The sequence below is a fragment of the Nitrospira sp. Ecomares 2.1 genome (genome assembly GCF_965152585.1).
In genome coordinates this window covers 4,120,519-4,138,456 of the sequence record NZ_OZ224219.1, presented here as the reverse complement: position 1 = coordinate 4,138,456, position 17,938 = coordinate 4,120,519, and the positions used below count along the sequence as shown (strand labels likewise).

The 17,938-nt window shown below is 47.4% G+C and carries 16 protein-coding genes and 1 tRNA gene; 16 read left to right on the top strand and 1 reads right to left on the bottom strand.

Annotated features, from left to right (window positions below; all coding sequences use genetic code 11):
- Positions 1 to 12 precede the first annotated feature (12 nt).
- The gene (locus ACWHYD_RS18295; RefSeq protein ID WP_447963447.1) at positions 13 to 837 is read right to left on the bottom strand and encodes a 3'(2'),5'-bisphosphate nucleotidase CysQ family protein; all 825 of its coding nucleotides are present in this window, start codon (positions 835 to 837) and stop codon (positions 13 to 15) included.
- 129 nt (positions 838 to 966) lie between these two features.
- Here ACWHYD_RS18295 and ACWHYD_RS18290 point away from each other — a divergent pair, with 129 nt between their 5' ends.
- The 16 genes from ACWHYD_RS18290 to ACWHYD_RS18215 all read left to right on the top strand — a co-directional run bounded on the left by ACWHYD_RS18290 (position 967) and on the right by ACWHYD_RS18215 (position 17,802).
- Positions 967 to 1,410, top strand: coding sequence for a hypothetical protein (locus tag ACWHYD_RS18290; protein WP_447963446.1), 444 nt, complete (start codon positions 967 to 969; stop codon positions 1,408 to 1,410).
- A gap of 366 nt (positions 1,411 to 1,776) precedes the next feature.
- Entirely contained in the window at positions 1,777 to 2,397 is a 621-nt protein-coding gene (locus ACWHYD_RS18285; protein WP_447963445.1) for a carbon monoxide dehydrogenase beta subunit family protein, read from the top strand.
- Between the two features lie 142 nt (positions 2,398 to 2,539).
- Positions 2,540 to 3,751 carry a transketolase C-terminal domain-containing protein gene (locus tag ACWHYD_RS18280; RefSeq protein WP_447963444.1) on the top strand — a complete coding sequence of 404 codons (1,212 nt, stop codon included), beginning with the start codon at positions 2,540 to 2,542 and terminating at the stop codon, positions 3,749 to 3,751.
- A gap of 64 nt (positions 3,752 to 3,815) precedes the next feature.
- Positions 3,816 to 4,730: a thiamine pyrophosphate-dependent enzyme gene (locus tag ACWHYD_RS18275; RefSeq protein WP_447963443.1), complete on the top strand. Its 915-nt coding sequence runs from the start codon at positions 3,816 to 3,818 to the stop codon at positions 4,728 to 4,730.
- Between the two features lie 29 nt (positions 4,731 to 4,759).
- The gene (locus tag ACWHYD_RS18270) at positions 4,760 to 5,464 is read left to right on the top strand and encodes a 2-oxoacid:acceptor oxidoreductase family protein (protein WP_447963442.1); all 705 of its coding nucleotides are present in this window, start codon (positions 4,760 to 4,762) and stop codon (positions 5,462 to 5,464) included.
- A gap of 35 nt (positions 5,465 to 5,499) precedes the next feature.
- The gene (locus tag ACWHYD_RS18265) at positions 5,500 to 5,778 is read left to right on the top strand and encodes a pyruvate ferredoxin oxidoreductase (protein WP_447963441.1); all 279 of its coding nucleotides are present in this window, start codon (positions 5,500 to 5,502) and stop codon (positions 5,776 to 5,778) included.
- Between the two features lie 118 nt (positions 5,779 to 5,896).
- The gene (locus ACWHYD_RS18260) at positions 5,897 to 6,160 is read left to right on the top strand and encodes a hypothetical protein (RefSeq protein ID WP_447963440.1); all 264 of its coding nucleotides are present in this window, start codon (positions 5,897 to 5,899) and stop codon (positions 6,158 to 6,160) included.
- 103 nt (positions 6,161 to 6,263) lie between these two features.
- Positions 6,264 to 6,339 (top strand) — tRNA-Asn (locus tag ACWHYD_RS18255).
- 1,260 nt (positions 6,340 to 7,599) lie between these two features.
- Positions 7,600 to 8,391 (top strand): MBL fold metallo-hydrolase, encoded by a 792-nt coding sequence (locus ACWHYD_RS18250; RefSeq protein ID WP_447963439.1) that lies wholly within the window; start codon positions 7,600 to 7,602, stop codon positions 8,389 to 8,391.
- A gap of 854 nt (positions 8,392 to 9,245) precedes the next feature.
- Complete coding sequence (locus ACWHYD_RS18245) at positions 9,246 to 9,449, top strand: hypothetical protein (RefSeq protein ID WP_447963438.1); 204 nt, start codon at positions 9,246 to 9,248, stop codon at positions 9,447 to 9,449.
- Positions 9,450 to 9,674: 225 nt separating this feature from the next.
- On the top strand, positions 9,675 to 9,899 hold the full coding sequence (locus ACWHYD_RS18240) for a hypothetical protein (RefSeq protein ID WP_447963437.1): 225 nt from the start codon (positions 9,675 to 9,677) through the stop codon (positions 9,897 to 9,899).
- Positions 9,900 to 9,945: 46 nt separating this feature from the next.
- Complete coding sequence (locus ACWHYD_RS18235) at positions 9,946 to 10,314, top strand: hypothetical protein (RefSeq protein ID WP_447963436.1); 369 nt, start codon at positions 9,946 to 9,948, stop codon at positions 10,312 to 10,314.
- Positions 10,315 to 10,465: 151 nt separating this feature from the next.
- The gene (locus tag ACWHYD_RS18230) at positions 10,466 to 11,794 is read left to right on the top strand and encodes an ATP-binding protein (protein ID WP_447963435.1); all 1,329 of its coding nucleotides are present in this window, start codon (positions 10,466 to 10,468) and stop codon (positions 11,792 to 11,794) included.
- Positions 11,795 to 11,975: 181 nt separating this feature from the next.
- Positions 11,976 to 14,228, top strand: coding sequence for a CHASE2 domain-containing protein (locus tag ACWHYD_RS18225; protein ID WP_447963434.1), 2,253 nt, complete (start codon positions 11,976 to 11,978; stop codon positions 14,226 to 14,228).
- A 252-nt stretch (positions 14,229 to 14,480) separates the two neighbouring features.
- The gene (locus ACWHYD_RS18220; RefSeq protein ID WP_447963433.1) at positions 14,481 to 15,674 is read left to right on the top strand and encodes an ATP-binding protein; all 1,194 of its coding nucleotides are present in this window, start codon (positions 14,481 to 14,483) and stop codon (positions 15,672 to 15,674) included.
- 157 nt (positions 15,675 to 15,831) lie between these two features.
- On the top strand, positions 15,832 to 17,802 hold the full coding sequence (locus tag ACWHYD_RS18215) for a CHASE2 domain-containing protein (RefSeq protein ID WP_447963432.1): 1,971 nt from the start codon (positions 15,832 to 15,834) through the stop codon (positions 17,800 to 17,802).
- Positions 17,803 to 17,938 lie beyond the last annotated feature (136 nt).

Genomic DNA, 17,938 nt, shown 5'->3' with positions numbered 1-17,938 from the left:
CGGAAAAAGGTGTCAACTTTCACACGAGGAACATCGACCCGTCAAGGCATGAATCACGCGTTGATGAATGTCTGGAGTGCTTCCGACCAACCCGTGGAGATTGCGAAAATTATTGAGGCCATATTGGATGGGTTTCCCGTGAATATCGGTAAAGTACCCACCGGCACCTCGCAAAATGGCTTCAGGTGCACAGGCATCCCATGCTTTGGTATACGGACTGGGTTCAACGTAGACATCAGCTGTTCCTTGGGCAATCTGAGCAATTTTCAGTCCCACACTTCCCATCTGTTGTTCTTTGTGGATGGGTAATGATTGTTTAATGGTAGAAAGTGCTGGGGATCGATGGGAGCGAGAGGTAACTAATGAAATGTTGGGGGGGCATTTGGATTCGCAAGCGAAGAGTTTTTGGCGGTCCCCGTTGCGTTCTACCCAAGCTGTTTGGTCCGTCAGGCCGGCATAGAGTTCGTCACGGGTAGGCCAGTAGACGACGCCAAGTTTGGCATGAGCATCAATCGTCAGTCCGATCATGATAGAAAATTCGCCGTTGTGTGCAATAAACTCTTTCGTGCCATCTAGGGGATCTATGTACCAGGTCCGGCCTGTCGTTAAAGAGTTGGAGGGTAGGGGGCTTTCCTCCGCCACGATTGAATCTTGTGGGAATTGTGTGTGTAATTCATCTACGATAAGAGCGTTGGCCTGTTGATCTGCCTTGGTGACGGGATCGTTAATGCCTTTGTACATGACCGCAAAATCATTTTTATAGATGTCCATGATAATCTCTCCAGCCTTTCTGGCCAGATGCGAGGCGATTTCGATTTCATGAGAAAAATCTTGCATTGCTTTCTCCAGTGAAAGAAGGGGAATCAGAAGGCCGATAAGGGTGTAGAGGAGGAATAAGAATTTTTCTCGCACCTACGGCCTGTGAAATATATGCTGCCAATTACTATTATCCTATTGATATTAATCATGATTTTGGTCGCGGGGTATTTGCCGAAATTTCGTCGCGTCCTAGGGGTGATCCTGATGGTTCTGTTTGGAGCCATCGCGTTCATTATTTGGCAGGATACCCAGGAGCGGGAATTGGAGTTTCAGCGGATTCCTATTAGCCAGGTCCAACTCTCTCACATGGACGTTCGACCCGGACTGAACTCCCGATCGTTTGTGCTGACCGGGAGGCTTGAAAATGCAGCTCAAATTTTTACCATCATTTCCGTGACTATCCAAGCTACGATTGAGGATTGCCATGCGACGGAATGTGAAATTGTTGGGCAAGAAACCGCAGAGATCTCGTTGGAAATCCCTCCGAAACAGGCGAGAGATTTTTCTTTAACCATTCCTTTTTCCGCGATCCCAAAAATTATTGGTGAAGCTACGTGGCGATACGCTATTTTGAAGGTAAGAGCCAGATAGGCCATGTTCTCTTTTTTGCCTGCCGGGGGTTTTCATTCCCTTTTTCTCAATCTTAGGTCTTTACTTCTTCAAATAAATAACAAATTGACAGTCATGAAGCTCTTTACTGTGAAAAATTGCCTATTGCATCTGTTATCGACAATTGTCAAATTGACAATTTTTAATGCGCCTTCTTATACTAGGCTAGGTTATTAAGGAATATTCTTAATTATAGGGCAAAAGACTCATAGGTATATTCTCAAAAAGTCAAATATTTTTGACCGGTGGGTCTTTTTTGATCTTGAGATTTGCTTATTGTCTTCTTACAGTAAGGAGATGCAACGGGTAGGATTGTCAATTTTTTTTTAATGGAGACATGAGGGTACGATGACAACTTCTTATAGGGTTATGCCAGGACCCGAACATTTTTTGCCACCGTCGGCGGCTTCTATGGGGATTCGACTCCCCGATCCAGGTCAGGGACATATTCATGGTAGCATAGTTTCTGAAGAAGAAGCCTTGGAGGAAGCAGCCAGACAGTTTCTTTCGGCCAAAGTTCCTACAATTTTCCCTGGACCATTGGTCCTATGGGCTTGGAATGACAAGGCAGCCAAGAAAGCCAAAGCAATTCGCCATTTGTATGAAACCATTAAGGAATGTGTGGATTCTTCGTGTCAGCAGGCTATGCTTATTCCCATGCCGGATTATAGACCGAAGTATCCTAAAATTAATCCTGAAATTGAAATTAACCCGAACCATCCAAATTTGACCATCTGGCATAATAAAATTGATGCCTGTATGTTTGTGGGCGTCCATTGCCATCAGGCCAATCTTTCTCTCAAGATCATTCGTGGTGGCACGAACTGTTATACTATTGCTATGTGTGCGCAAGCAGGCCATGAAGATGCCATGTTGTCCGTTCGTGACGCGACAGCTGATAAAATAATTAGATTGGCAGATTGGGTAAAGAAGTTGAAGGGGTCGGTTCCTCCTCCGGTGAAACATTAGGGGGAATCGTTCTGGGTCTGTCTTTATTGTAGATGAAAATATGAAGTGCTTGTTCTGATAAAATTTCTTCTGTGATTGTGAGTATATTTTTTAGGAAAATCTGAAGTTTTTCACCCTGAAGCAGAAAAAGGAGGTCAAAGTTATGGCCGCTCAAGCTTCTTTTATAGGACAAAAAAACAAAAAAGAGCAGGTGTATACCGATCCCTGGCACATGATGAATGAGGCGGCAAGGACGCCATCGTTCTTTACCGGGAGCGAAGTCATTAAAGAGGCCGTACGTAGAGCCTCCTGTGACATAATGGTCGCGTATCCCATTACACCTCAAAGTGAAGCTGCTGCTTTGTGCGGGGAACTCTTTGCCGAAGGTTATATTGGTGATTACTTCCGAGGGGAGAGTGAATTTGCCGTCATGTCTCAATGTGCGGGAGCAGCTTTTGGTGGTGCCAGAGTATTTACCACCACCGCTGGACCAGGCACGATGCGGGCTATGGAAAATTTCCCCATGTGGGCCGGAGCGCGATTGCCTATTCAAATGATTGTAACCTGTCGTGGCATCAACTCTCCGCTCTCGATCCAGCCGGATACTTTGGAAATTTCTTATCTGATGCAGACGGGTATGCTGGTGTGGCATGCAGAAACTGCACAAGATTTTTATGATTGGATACTCAAGGGGTACATGGTATCGGAAGAACCTGATGTCCATTTGCCACTGGCCTTATGCTGCGATGGATTTTTTGTGACCCATACGAAGGATATGGTTGATCTGACCCCTGTGGATATGTGCCTGCCACCGTACGACCCTTATCGGTCACCTGTTCCGTGTATGGATATGGAGTGCCCTCCTGTTCGCATGATGAGAGATCCTTTCGTAATGAAAAGCAATTATATCAGTTACGCCACCCATGCGAGCTGGCAGCAAGAGGTTTGGGCGGCTGTTGAGCGTTCAAGAAAGCATACTATCCGTTGGATGGATGGACTGATTGATACCGAAAATACTGATGCGGATGTCATTGTCGTGGCCTCGGGAACGGCAGTCTCGCAAAGCCGGGAAGCCATTGCGATATTAGAAGAGGAAGGGATTAAGGTTGGTTTGGTGAAGGTCAAAACTCTACGCCCATGGCCAGGAGAGGAGATCAGGGAAGCTACAAAACATGCGAACCACATTATTGTTCCTGAATTTAATGTCACTGGATGGTTGGCCCGTGAAGTGAGTGCAACCATTCCGAATAATAATCGGGTCCATGCGGGTCCCCATGTATGCGGTGGTATGACGATGCCGCCTGAAATAATCGCCGCTGAAATCAAAACGGTGTTAGGCATTAAGGCACCTTCGTTGGCTGGGCGTGGGGGTTGATGCAACGGAAAGTCCTCGATGAGAGTATGGCTCTCAAACAGATCACGACTATAAGGAGAAATTCATGAGTAAAGAAAGAATAAAAATCGCAGAGGAGTTATTTGATATCATGCCCGCTGAGTATCAGGATTTAGTTAAGCGGGCGACGTATGGGAATGAGCAACGGGGATGGAAGGATATCGGTAATGCGAAGGAACTCATTGAAGAGCATTCGCTTTGTGCCGGATGTCCGGAGTCTATGGCATTTCGCTATATCCTCGCCTCTTTGCCAAATCCAGAGGATACAGTGATGGTGGGTTCGACGGGATGTACCAGCTTGGTTTTCCCACATGTGGCGGTCCACAATATCCATTCTTTGTTTGGCAATCAAAATGCCGTTGCATCTGGGTTGAAACGGGCGTTGACGGTCCGGTTTCCTGATCGCCACAAAGACGTAGTAGTGCTGGCAGGAGACGGGGCTACGGTGGATATTGGTTTAGACATGACCTTGCAGGCCTGGTTCCGTCAGGAAAAATTTACTACCATTTGTTTTGATAACGAGCTGTATGCCAATACCGGTGGTCAAGAAAGTGGGCTTATGCAAAAGGGATTTGTTGCCAAGATGGCCCCTGTAGGTAAGACCTTTGAAAAAGTTCGTCTCCCCGAAATTGCCAGGGAATCCGGTTGCCATTATGTAGTGAATTGCACGGTCAGCAAACCAAATCTCATAGAAAAAGTAATTAAAAATGCTGTGCATATTGCGCGGGAAATTGGGCCGACTTACCTCCAGTTGTATACGCCATGTATCTTGGAAATTGGGAAAAACAGTATGGAAGGTTTGCAGGAAATGCGTGATTCCGAAAAGCCAACAGAACGGTTTGCATATAAAGAGTATGTAAGTGAACCGGCAAAGGAATTATTGGCCGAATTGGCAGCGAAGGAAAAGGAACGAAAGGCTGAAGCGAAAAGGCAACTTGCTTCCCAAACAGTAACAGTGTAAACGGCGGGACATGTGAGAGGAGATATTCCATGATTATACGTCGAATCAATATCCGAATGTCAGGTCTGGGAGGGCAGGGTGCCGTGACTGCGGCTCATGTCATGGCCATGGCTGCATCTAAAGATGGTAAGTTTGCTATTTCAAACCCATTCTTTGGAGCGGAAAAACGCATGGCGCCTGCCGAGAGTTACTGTCGAATAGGGTTGAGGAAGATTTACGACCGTGGCGAACTCGTGTTTCCTGATGTGATTCAAGTATTTCATCCTCAAGTCATTACGATGGGGAAGAGTTATACGATGCCATTTTATTCAGGGATTAAAGAGGGGGGGCTTGTGATCATTAATACCGATATGCCCCTTTTGTCAGACGAAGATGTGAAGCGACTCAAAGATCTCAATGTATCGGTCTTTAACATACCAGGTACGAATATCGCTCTGGAAGTTGCAGGGACTGAATTGGCGACAAACATGACCATGATTGGTTCGGTAGCAGGAATTACGAAGTGTGTATCCATGAATGGCTTGGATTTGGCCTTACAAGAACGGTTTGGTAAGAAGTTTGTGGCATCTGGCGGTACGGCAACGCTGGACGAAGCCATTAAGAAGAAGTTTGCGAAGAAAGAAATGTTGTTGAAAAAGAATCTCGATACGGTGGCTAGATCTTATGAAATCGCTGCGGAATGGGCCGAGAAAAATAAGGTGGAATTAATGGTTGGAGAAGCCGCTGCTGCATAAATACCGAGAACCTCATCATCGAAGGAAAGAGATAGATGTATAATGTTGCCCTAGTGACAGAAGAAAAGTGTGTGGCGAAAAAAGGCTGTCGGCTCTGCATCATGTATTGCCCGGAAGCTAATTGTTTGGATCTCAATTCAGACAAAATGATAGCCGAAGTGCATATTGACAGGTGTAAGGGTTGTGAGCTGTGTAAAGTCGTGTGTGACGCCGCTAAACATGAAGCCATTGAGATGGTCGCGGTGAATTCAGATGGGACCTTAATGGAAAAGGCTGGAGAAGCCGCGGAGTTGGGTCAAGCCTATCAGGGGTAACTCTAAAAGACGAAAAGCCCTACGATCTTCCGTCTGGTGATTGGTCGTAGGGCTTTTTTATTTGTTTGAGGGGAACCGCCACCTAATAATGCATTAGTTGATTTAGAGGTAAGATAAAATGAGTATCGATTTGAATGATCATATGCAGAAGTTAACCGAAGAGATGGAAAATTTTCATCATGCCTTAGAAAGCAAAGCGCGAGAGATTGAAATCAATGGGGGAGACCAGGAAATTGTTGGCAAACTTATAAAGGGCACTGATGCCATGAAAGACAGTGCCAATATCTATTTATCCTGGGCACGCCATTACGTGAAGTTATCTGATGGAGGTGCGTCAGAGGCGGATGAGGGGGAAGAGGATTCTGCGGATTTTCAGTTCTAAGTCAAAAAAATTGTAAAATGCTACATCGGTTCTTGAAGAAATCAGGCAGTCCCGCTATGATCATACTTTTAGTTTAGAAAAATCGAGATTTAGAAATATTCGTTCCTCGGTAGCTCAGTTGGTAGAGCGTTCGGCTGTTAACCGAATGGTCGCAGGTTCGAGTCCTGCCCGAGGAGCCACATTGGCTAAAGCCCTTTGCATTCTACGATTGCAAAGGGCTTTTTTATGTCAGAAGCAAGCTATTCTATAAAATGCAGATGAGCAATTCATTCCTCCCTCGCCCCAATACTTAATTAACAGCCATTAGCCACTTCCATGTCCGGCGGAATTCGGAAATTCTGTAATTAATGAGTTGTAGTATAGTTTTTGCTTTAGGAATTAGTGATATCACCAAATATGTTGAATTCAAAAGTTTTGTTCATTTTATCCAAATAACAACCGAGCCTGTATAAATCCAAAGAAAGGATAATGCCTAAGTGAATTTTTCTCTTGGTGATGAACAACCAAACTATTAAAAATGTCTGACTCTTTCCGACTTATGGGATCAGGAAATCAGTCTGTTGGTCGTTTCGGGAAGTAGTCAGAAATGGCCTAACAAAAATGACATATTCCTAGAAGGCGATTCAGGCCAAGGATTGGTCATCATCTTGTCAGGCAAATTCAAAGTACATTTAAAGGGCAAAAACGGGCAGAAATGTATCCTCTCGTATTTAGATTAAGGAAATTTTTTCGGTGAAATGGCTATCCTGGAATCGGCTCCACGGTCCCCATCAGTGATAATGGTGGAGCCTAGTGAGTTTTTTATTGAGCGGAAACGAGATGACGGAACTCTTAAAAAAACCATTTAGGTATTGTTATACAATTTCTCAAAAACCATTCCCAATGATTGCGAACAGTCAGGGAACAAGATCGCAGTCTCGTGATGTCTGATATTTATGGGGGTTGTGAGCCGATGTCTGTTTGATTTGAGAGAGGTCCAGTTTGGGGTAGAGACTCAGATGCAATGATGGATTTCCCATCGCCCATACTTCAAGGAATTAACCAAAATGGTAGGATGCTTCAGTGAAACCTTGAGTCGAACCCTTAAGGCTCTGAAAGAAAACGGAAGTCTTACGATTACCAGGAATATATCTATATCAATAGATTATGGGAATGAAGTCCCATAGATCTTGTTTGGTGAAATTGATTATTTTAAAAAATATGGATTTGGCGAAATGTGAGGGTAATCACACCAGAAAAGTGATGAACGTCACAGGCACGAGACATGGAATGGGATAAATAAAAAAAACAGAAAAGATGTTCTGATTGTCTTTTTCCCAAAGAGTAGGTAACTCCCAGAGGATTTCACGATTTGAAATTGATCCCATAACTACATTTTTTGAATTTTGCAAACTGTGTAGCATACATATGAATCAGTGCTTTTATTCGAGGGGCTTATTGTGAATATTCGGGTATTGGGTGCCCATGGGTCTGACCTGTTCTTGAATGAGCAAACCAGTCACCATATTTGTCGGAGCGTTGGATTCCTGGTGAATGAAGAACTGATGGTGGACGCTGGAACATTAGCATCAGGACTCACTATAGAGGAGCAAAAACGCATTAAATATATCCTCCTTTCCCACTTGCACCTAGATCACGTGAAGGGCATTCCTCCACTTGTCGATAATATGTCCGGACTGATAGATCATCAAATCGTGGTAGCAAGCTTACCCTCAGTTTTAGCTGGACTTCAAAAGCATATTTTTAACGATTTGGTCTTTCCGAATTTCTTTAATCTTCCAGGATCCCCATATTCCATCTTACGTGGAAAAGAATTGGAACCAAAACAGCAATTGCGCTTGACCGGAAGGGTTAGAGTGACCCCCCTTCTCGTTAACCATACCGTCGAAACAGCCGGTTTTATTATTGAGGATGACGAGGTGGCGTGGATTTATAGTGGAGATACCTATGTGACGGAAAATATTTGGCAGGAGGCCTCCCGAATCCCAAATTTAAAAGCGGTCTTCATTGAGGTTTCCTTTCCCGATTCAATGAAAGATATGGCCTATCGGAGTAAACACCTCACGCCAACTCTTTTAGCCCACGAATATCGAAAAATCGGAAAACCTGACCTGCCCTTATACGTTTACCATATGAAGCCTACCGTACGAGACCAAATCATTGATGAAATAAGCCATCTGGACATCCCTCAGGTCACGGTTCTGAAAGAAGGCCAGGAAGTAAAATTTTAGAAATGCCATTTTTCTTTTACCTCTCTATTCTTCACGTTCATTTCCCAAGGTTCACCCGCTTTTCAAACTATCGCATTGGCGTGGTGTAGCCCTTTTTTTTAAAACCTACAACACCTCCGACAATTCCAATATCTGCCTTGGATGTTTTTGATTATTCATTTTCTCTCTCAAAAAAGAATCTCAATCCATCAGTTCTGTCTTGAATAATTTGAGAAGGACCATGGAGCATTCGGACTAAAGGACAATAAATAGGCCTTAATGATCGACCTTGGGACATTTAAAGACAGGGAGTCGTAAACCAAGACATGTATCTAAATAGATAAGTTATGTATCCAAATGGATACCCTTCCGTGGTGCCTGAGATGGTATAACCACAGCTGAAATGCTTTGAAAACGAAAAATTCTGTTTTCAGCCAATTGGTTATCTTCAAGGAAATCGGTAAGGGCACCCAACATATGAATGGTATTGAAGTTGCCTCAATAACAATTTACGTGATCAAAATCACAAAAACCATGAGCCTCAATCATCTTCATGGCATGATCTCCCAATCCATGAGAAAGGATTGTAGGGGTGGCGACATATACAGAGAAAGTCGCTTGGGCTCGTGCCTCTGAACACGCAATCGTTGCTTCCTAATGAACCCGCCTCTCTGGGTTTAATTCCTTGGTGTCGACAAGGAATTCACGACGAAAGGAGTCGGATTCGGAGGGAGGCAGAAGGTGCGGAACACGGATGCTCCCTCCTCCTCAGTAGTCTCAGACTTTGAAAAACAGGATTCGCCAAGTCATTGAGGCGTCATTGGGGCATAGGAACGATTCGATGACTCGTTGCGCAGAAATGTGAGAGAAGGAACATGCCCATGCAACAAGAAACCGTCATCTTTAACCGACAGATCATCCGTCTCTTCAAAGGTATTCTTAAAGCATGGGAACAATGGGTGGATGAAGTCGAAAATGTCAAAAACCACAAAGGGCGCGGTGTTGAGACCCAAGATTTGGCGGCACGAAATGTCACAAAAAAAGAAGAGGATCCAAATGGCGGGACCATGAGCCCGTAACGTCCTCTAACCTTCGTACGCTTTCTCCCCTCGCGTCATTCGACGCCTCGTGTCGTCAAAGCCTCCGAATTCAAGCCACGGTATCATTGCTAGGAAATCCGAGAAAAAAGGAGTGGAATACTATATGAATATTCTCACCAAAAATTCCCCGTTTTCCGCTTATCAATACATCGAAAGACGAGCACACAGGATGCATCTCCTCCATACACTAAACATGGGTGAAATATGACCAGGAACGAAGTTTCTGTCTGTTCCACTTGGCTTCTGTGCATCAGCTTCTTGGCTGTCGGGCTTACCACGTCGGTCACCTCGGCTGCGGAATGCCAACCGATTGTGGCGACGGTCGTGTCCGTTCAGGGCAGAGTGGAGGTCCGCCGCGTGCATGTCGAGCAATGGAAGCCGGTGAGTCTCCACGATACTCTGTGCCGGGGATCGCATTCGGGTAGGTGATGGAGGCCGGGCGGATATCGCCCTTGCCAATCGAGCGGTACTCCGGTTGGATCAAAACACCACCATCACGCTGGGAGGAATTCAAAAGGAACAGACCGTTCTGGTCGTCCCCGTCGAAAGTGCGACCGATGTTTTCACCCGTGCCATTCGCGCGATAGAGATGAACACCCCATTTGTCAGTGCAGGTGCGGGGGAAACGGAAGGAATAATTCGGATCAGAGACACTCAAACGGAATCACCATCCTTGATGGGAAGGGTGTGGTCGCCAAGGGATGACCGAACGTTTTCTCTCACCGGGTGGAAATCGGTCGTTTCAGCAAAGGTAAATGCGCTGGCGTACCACATGTCGTCCTATCCGGTGATGGCCGATACTGAAGAAGGGAGCCAACAGGAATGGCCGATACCTCAATGTTAGTTGTTCGAAATTCAAAGGCAGCCAGGAGGGTGAGAGGTAATGGTATTTAACGTGGAAACAAACCATGCATTGACCGGCTGTATGAAATTTTATGAATCACGTGGGTAAGTCTGTATGGGATAGCTCGCGAACCTTCATAGGAGATATATCTGTGGAATTTGAATGCAAATCCTCCTCGTTTCAGATTTCTGTTACGGAACGCCGAAAAGAGCCTCGCCGGATAGAAGATCGACGATTGATACAGCGCAACCGGGAGTTGGAAGCGGCCTGCCGGATGACGGAAGTGCTTTTCCAGAATTTCCATACCGATGAGTTGGTTAAAAAAACACTTACTACTGCGCTGGAGGTTGTTGGAGCGGAGAGCGGATCCATTCTTCTCGCGAGTCAGGATTCCGAGGAGCTCGTGTTCCGTCATTCCATTGGAGCCAGCCCGGTAGAAATCGGAACGGCGATTCCATGGGACAAGGGGATTGCCGGGGCCGTGTTTCATTCCGGACAGCCGATCGTGATCCCGGATGTCAAACGGGATCAACGGCATTATAAAGCCATCGATGAGTTAACCGAGCACGTAACACGGGATATGGTCGCTCTGCCTTTAAAACGGTGGGAAGGAAAGCCTATCGGTGTGTTGGAAGTCCTGAACAAACGCGAATCGCTTCTTGATGAAGAAGACGTGGCTATCCTGACAATTGTGTCAGCCCTTGCCGCTAGCTCGATTGAGCAATCCCGTCTGTACCGGGAAGCGAAGCTCGCCGTCATCGTGCGAATGTTGGGTGATGTTAGTCATGATATTAAGAATATGTTGATGCCGGTGTTATCAGGGGCCCAATTATTGGAGGATGAATTGGATGAGCAATTTCCTCGTTTGATGGAAGTGAAGATGAAAGGAGCTGAGACCAGTTATGCCAATTGTCAGGAACTCACCAGGATGATTGTGAACAATGCCAGACGGATACAACGGCGCGTGCGGGAAATTGCCGATGCGGTCAAAGGTGTCACGAGTCCACCCCACTTCGCCCCCTGCCTGATTTCCACTGTGGTGAGGGCCGTGTTTGCAACCCTTAAAACCTATGCGGCGGAGCACGCGGTCCTACTTGAAACCGACGGCCTGGACACCCTCCCTGTCATTGAAGCGGATGAGCACCGTCTTTTTACCGCGTTTTACAATCTCATCAGCAATGCCATTCCGGAGATTCCCGGAGGAGGCCTGATCTCGGTTTCTGGAGAGGAGAACAATCCGGGAGAGGGGATTCTCATCACTGTTTCGGACAATGGTCAGGGCATGTGTCCCGACGTGCGGGATCGCCTTTTTCACTCCGAGGCCATCACCACCAAGCAGGAAGGGACGGGGCTGGGGACCAAAATTGTCAAAGATGTGGTGGATGCCCATGGAGGACGCATTGATGTCGAAAGTGAGCTGGGTGTGGGCACAACGTTTTATCTGCATCTTCCTGTGCACCCTCCTGCACCGAGATTGTGAAAATTGTCCCGACGGCTGGTCTTATTGTGAGGATGGCTGATTGGTGTGTGCTTCTCAGTGGACGACGAGTATGAAGCTGATGGGATAGGTCGTTCGGAAATGCCCACATGGAGCAGTGGGTACTGACGGTTCTGGTGGTATCTTCAGGAATGAGATTCCCAGAATCAGAGGAGAGGCATTCGTGGCCAAACTCATTAAGGCCGTTTTGTTTGGTCTGCTCATTGGTACCGTTGGAGTTGTTTTCAGTGTTGTCCCTCTCTCTCGTAGTTTTGAAGAAGATGTTGGATTAGGTCTCTTGTTCCAATTGCGAGGCGTCAGGCCGCCACCGACTGAGGTGGTGGTCATTCGTATTGATCAGGATTCTTCAGAGCATCTCAACGTCCCTGATAATCCTGATAAATGGCCTCGCTCTCTTCATGCTCGGCTAACGGACGGGCTGGTAAAAGCCGGAGCCAAAGTCATTGTCTTCGACGTCAATTTTCTGGAAGCCCGATCTCCGGAGGAGGATGTAATTTTCCAAAAAGCTATTCAGCGAGCCGGTAATGTGGTGCTGGCAGATGCGGTACATTTGAAAAAAGTTCCCATGGGTGTGATGGCAGAAGCCGGTGCTGGCCCGGATAGCATCGTGAAAATCTCGAAGCCATTTGCGCTCTTTAAGGAAGCGGCCGCCGGAACCGGGCCATTTATGCTTCCAGGAATCCCCTTTAGGGCGAACCAGTATTGGACGTTTCAAAAAGGAAGGGGCGATACGCCAACTTTTCCAATCCTGGCACTCCAATTGTTTTCTTCATCGGTCTATGAAAAGTTTATTGATCTTCTTGATCAGGTGCATCCCAATTTAACCGGCCGACTTCCAAATGATTTTGAGTCAATTCGAACCAGCAAAGGCCTGGTGGAGTTAGTACGGAATATCAGAAAGGTCTTTGAAGGCAATCCACATTTGGCAGAAGACATGCTCAAAGCCCTCGGGCCTGTGGGATCCTATCGAGCTGATGTAAAGAACTTCCAGCAACTCAACGCACTTATCAAGGTTTACGGAAACGCTCAGGGTCGGTATCTCAATTTCTATGGACCCCCTCGGACGATCCCAACCATTTCCTATTATCAGATCCTGGAATCCGAGTCTGATGCCACCATGGGTGCTCGAAATGATCTGAAAGACAAAGCCGTCTTTGTGGGACTTTCCGAAATGTTCCTTGTGGAAGGAAAGGATAGTTTGTATACGGTGTTTTCCCAGCCTAATGGCGTCGTCATTGGAGGCGTTGAAATTGCGGCCACGGTTTTTGCCAATATGCTGGAGGACTCTTTCGTCCAACCCCTGAGTCTGCATGCCAAAATATCGCTTCTCGTGAGTTGGGGGCTACTTGTTGGGATGATTTGCCGAATGGTCCCGACGATAATGGCGGCAGGAGCGGTCCTTGTCTTATGTTTCCTGTACCTGGGAGGAACCGTTTATGCATTTAAAACCGCCTTCACGTGGTTTCCCTTCCTGATTCCCTTGTTAGTGCAGGGTCCGCTGGCTTTCGGGAGTGCGGTCTTGTGGAACTATTACGAGACCGATAGGGAGCGAAAGAATATTCGGAAGGTTTTTGGCGACTATCTGCCCAATAATGTGGTGGATGCGCTGTCCTGCGACATCGGAAATCTCAAGGGCGGCCCTCAAGTCGTCAATGGAACCTGTCTGTTTATCGATACCGTCAATTATAAGACATTATTGGAAAATCTGAATCCTCAGGAAATGAACGATATGCTTGGGAAATACTTTGAAGCGCTCTTTACGCCCGTCCGCCACCATGGTGGGCTCATCGTCGATCTGAAGGAAGATTCGATCCTGGCGATCTGGAAAGCGCCACAGGATACGCTGAGCTTGAGGAAACAAGCGTGTTTCGCGGCATTGGATATTGCGAAATCTGTTGCTCGGTTTAACCGGGAAGTGGCACCGTATAGTCTTCGCATCGGGATCGCATTGCATTGCGGGCAGTTTGCCGTCGGAACGGTGGGGGCGGTCGATCAGTCCCGTCCCGCTGGAGATGTGCTCAATACTCCCCCCCGCGTGGAAGGGTTTAATAAGTATCTTGGAACGACAATCGCCGTGACAGGCGATGTCGTCCATGGACTTGAAGCAGCCTTTCTCATGAGAGAGCTTGGACAATTTAAACTCAACAGAAAGGAGCCGTCGTTTGTCATCTACGAACTCATCAGTCGCTTCGAGGAGTCTGACCCAAATCGAATGAGAGCGAGTGGGATCTTTGCTAAAGGCCTTGGTGCATTTAGAATACAAGATTGGAATATAGCCCGAGAATTGTTCTCTCAGTGTGTTGATCTTGTAGATGGAGATGGACCTTCGGAATTTTATCTCCAACTCTGTGAACAGTTCATCAAACATCCACCGCAGGAACCATGGGATAAAGTGGTGACACTAGAGAAAAAATAGCCCTGATTTTGTCTGATCCTGCTTGCCCCTTCCTCCTGGGTGATCCCTTAAAGGCCCTACAAGCTATTTTTTTGAAATTTTGCTACGCTTTTCTGATAATTCTCCAAAAGTGGTACCGCTATGGTGAAGAACTGGTCAACTTTGACATCATTGGGGAACGAGCCGTGAATCCCTCGACCCAACTGGATCGAAAGGAGCGGGAACTGGAAGCCGCCCGGAGAATTAGCCAAGCACTTTTTTCAGCATCTCAGCGTGGAAGAGGTGGTGGAGCAGGGATTAAAGATAGCCTTGGAGGTGGTGAACTGCCGGGCCGGATCCGTGTTGTTGGCCAATTCGGAAACGAAAGAATTGGTGTTTTATCATTCAATTGGTGACCAGCCACTCAAGCCCGGAACCGCATTTCCATGGACGCAAGGCATTGCAGGATCGGTTTTTGTCACGGGAGCCCCTGTGGTGATTAAGGATGTGAAGGAGGACCAGCGTCACCTTGAGAAAATCGATCAACTGAGCGGATTCCATACCAGGGACCTGATTGCCATTCCTCTGAACCGATGGGAAGGACATCCGATAGGCGTCCTGGAGGTGATGAACAAGCGGGAGGACAGATTAAATCAGGACGACGTGGCCATCCTCATGATTATCGGGGCCTTCACCGCACTGGCCATCGAGCAGGCGCGATTATTTCAGGAAGCCAAATTAGCGGAAGTGGCCAGAATCCTGGGAGACATCGGGCATGACGTAAAAAATATGCTGATGCCGGTCATGTGTGGGACATCACTTTTGAGAGATGAGATGAATGACGTCTTCGCTGATCTTCCAGCGTTTGATCCTGACAAAGGCCGGGCGAGTTATGAATTATGTCTGGAAGTCATTGGGATGGTGGCCAATAACGCCAAACGGATTCAAGAGCGGGTAAAGGAAATTGCCGATTGCGTGAAGGGTTTGACGAGCCCTCCACGCTTTGCCCCTTGTAAACTTCACCATGTGGTTGCTTCGGTGTTTGATACCTTGAAGCTGGCCGCTCAAGAAAAAGGGATTTCTCTGGCTCATGAAGGAATTTTGGAATTGCCGGTGATGCAAGCCGATGAATCCCGGCTGTTTAATGCCTTTTATAACCTTGTCAACAACGCCATCTCCGAAGTTCCCAAAGGCGGGTCTATCACGATTACGGGACAAATGGAGGCTATGGGAAAAACGGTTCACGTGTCCGTGATTGATACCGGGCGTGGTATGCCAGCCGAAATTCGAGATACCTTATTCACGGCCAGGGCGATAAGCCGGAAACAGGGTGGAACCGGGTTGGGAACAAAAATTGTCAAGGATGTTATCGAAGCCCATTCGGGAGTCATCGGTGTCGAGAGTGAAGTGAATAGAGGCACCATTTTTCACATTCATTTGCCCATGGAAGTGCCGGCCACGTTTTTTTCGGATCACGTGTCTTCTTGAAAATTTTGATAATCAAGTACGAGGCGCGTTCAATGTTCTTCCCGTTCATTGCGCTCTCCTCACTATGTACTTGCTTGTGGTGACCATCAAAGTACAGCAGATACCTTCCCGGTTTCTTTTTCATTTATAAGGTACCTGAGTCGTTAAGGGGATCCCTGTGGGCCATTCTCCTCTTCGTTCTCCCGCCTTTCAAATCGGGGTCATGACTCTCCTGGTTTTTCTGGGTGTCATGGGGCTTCGGTGGGAAGGCATTCTGGAAAGTGCGGAACTGGATGCTTACGATTGGTCGATGCGTCTTCGTCCGACCAATACAAGGACAAACCCTCCGATTACGCTGGTGTCTATTACAGACCAGGATATCCGTACATTAGGGCAATGGCCGGTCACTGATGAAATCATGGCAAGAGTCTTAGACATCCTGACGACATATCACCCTCGAGCGATCGGAGTGGATATCTATCGGGATATGGAAGTGCCGCCGGGTCGGGAGGAATTTAACCGGGTTCTTAAGGCGCACCCGGAAATTCTGATGGTCATGAAATTCGGGAAAATTGAGAAGGGGGGTATTCCCGGTCCGGCCCTGTTACAAGGAACGGATCGTGTCGGGTTTAACGATGTGATCGTGGATTCCGGGGGGATCGTTCGGCGGGGTCTCTTATTCCTGGATGATGGGACCAATTTCTATCGGTCGTTTTCTTTGCTGCTCGCTCTGCAATATTTACAGCAGGAGAGTGTAGTCCCAAAACCCGCCATTGAGAATTCAGACTGGGTGCAAATTGGAAAAACGGTCATCCGCCCATTCGAATCGCATGATGGGGGTTATGTTGGAGCGGACGCCCAAGGGTATCAATATCTATTGGATCTTGAACGGGGGGAGAACGTTTTTCCTATCATTTCTTTGGGAGACGTTCTGGGAGGGACATTCAATCCGGAATTGATTGAGGACCACATTGTGCTTATCGGGGTTATCGCCCAGGGAGTCAAAGACTATTTTTACACCTCCCAATGCGGAGCACTTACGGTGTGTGACCAAATTCCCGGTCTTGAACTGCATGCCTATATGGTGCACCAACTGCTCCGCTTAGCGAAGGGGGAGGGCCAAGCCCCCATTGCGACATTTCCAGATTCCCTGGAAACAGCCTGGATCGGGCTATGGGTGCTCGTGGGCGGATTCATCGGCTGGTGGGTTCGGGGTGCCTGGCGTTTCTCTCTGGCGGTGCTCATGGGGATGCTGCTGCTAAGCGGAGTGGTGGTGGGCGGGATGATGTATGGAACGTGGATACCATTTATTCCTCCAGCCGTGGGATTGGTGGTCAATGCCATGGTGGTGACAGCCAGGCTTTCGAATCGGGAAAAGCAGGACCGGACGATCCTGATGTCGCTTTTTTCCAGACATGTCTCTTCAGAAGTGGCTCAGGCTGTCTGGGAGAAGCGGGAGCAATTTTTGGAAAAGGGCCGGTTGCGCCCACAAAAATTGGTGGTGACGACGTTGTTTACGGATCTTGAAGGGTTTACGACTGTTGCAGAAAACATGGAACCTAACACGGTTCTGGACTGGCTCAACACGTATATGGAGCGAATGGTGAAAATCATCGACAACCATGGAGGGATGGTTGATGATTATCATGGAGACATGATCAAAGCGGATTTCGGGGTATTCCGGCTGAGTCAGACTGAAGAAAACAAACGGCAGGATGTCAACAATGCGGTCAGTTGTGCCGTGGCCCTGGAACAGGAAATGCGATGTCTGAATACTCAATGGCAACAGCAAGGATTGCCCGAGGTGCGAATGCGGATAGGCATACAAACGGGGCCGGTTGTGGTCGGAAGTCTGGGCAGTGAACAACGACTGAAATTTACGACCATTGGAGATTCCGTAAACATTGCCTCTCGATTAGAAAGTTTCCAAAAAGACTCGTTGGAGACCTGGCCCAAAGATGAAGTCTGCCGGATCCTTATTGGAGAGACGACCAAGCACTACCTCGGGGACCATCCATGGAGACTCAAAGAAGTTGGCATGATCACATTAAGAGGGAAATCTAACGGCATTTCAGTTTACCGGCTGTTCACCAAGACAGGCAGTCCGGAACCATGTTCGGTGACTTCCATCGAACAAACCGGAGGATAGGTTAAGGGCCCGGGATTTTGGGTTGTAAGCGAATACCCTCCTCAGGTGAACGGAGAAAGGGAGGGCTGGTCGGGTAGTTGCCTTCTCCATTCACACCTGGTCATAATGTGTACAGTTGATGCTCCCTGCTGTCCAG

Bases quoted from the DNA above. Each gene is read 5' to 3' on its own strand.
- ACWHYD_RS18275 (WP_447963443.1), top strand. From the start codon at position 3,816: ATGAGTAAAGAAAGAATAAAAATCGCAGAGGAGTTATTTGATATCATG.
- ACWHYD_RS18290 (WP_447963446.1), top strand. From the start codon at position 967: ATGATTTTGGTCGCGGGGTATTTGCCGAAATTTCGTCGCGTCCTAGGG.
- ACWHYD_RS18295 (WP_447963447.1), bottom strand. From the start codon at position 837: ATGCAAGATTTTTCTCATGAAATCGAAATCGCCTCGCATCTGGCCAGA.
- ACWHYD_RS18260 (WP_447963440.1), top strand. From the start codon at position 5,897: ATGAGTATCGATTTGAATGATCATATGCAGAAGTTAACCGAAGAGATG.
- ACWHYD_RS18270 (WP_447963442.1), top strand. From the start codon at position 4,760: ATGATTATACGTCGAATCAATATCCGAATGTCAGGTCTGGGAGGGCAG.
- ACWHYD_RS18265 (WP_447963441.1), top strand. From the start codon at position 5,500: ATGTATAATGTTGCCCTAGTGACAGAAGAAAAGTGTGTGGCGAAAAAA.
- ACWHYD_RS18285 (WP_447963445.1), top strand. From the start codon at position 1,777: ATGACAACTTCTTATAGGGTTATGCCAGGACCCGAACATTTTTTGCCA.
- ACWHYD_RS18240 (WP_447963437.1), top strand. From the start codon at position 9,675: ATGACCAGGAACGAAGTTTCTGTCTGTTCCACTTGGCTTCTGTGCATC.
- ACWHYD_RS18280 (WP_447963444.1), top strand. From the start codon at position 2,540: ATGGCCGCTCAAGCTTCTTTTATAGGACAAAAAAACAAAAAAGAGCAG.
- ACWHYD_RS18245 (WP_447963438.1), top strand. From the start codon at position 9,246: ATGCCCATGCAACAAGAAACCGTCATCTTTAACCGACAGATCATCCGT.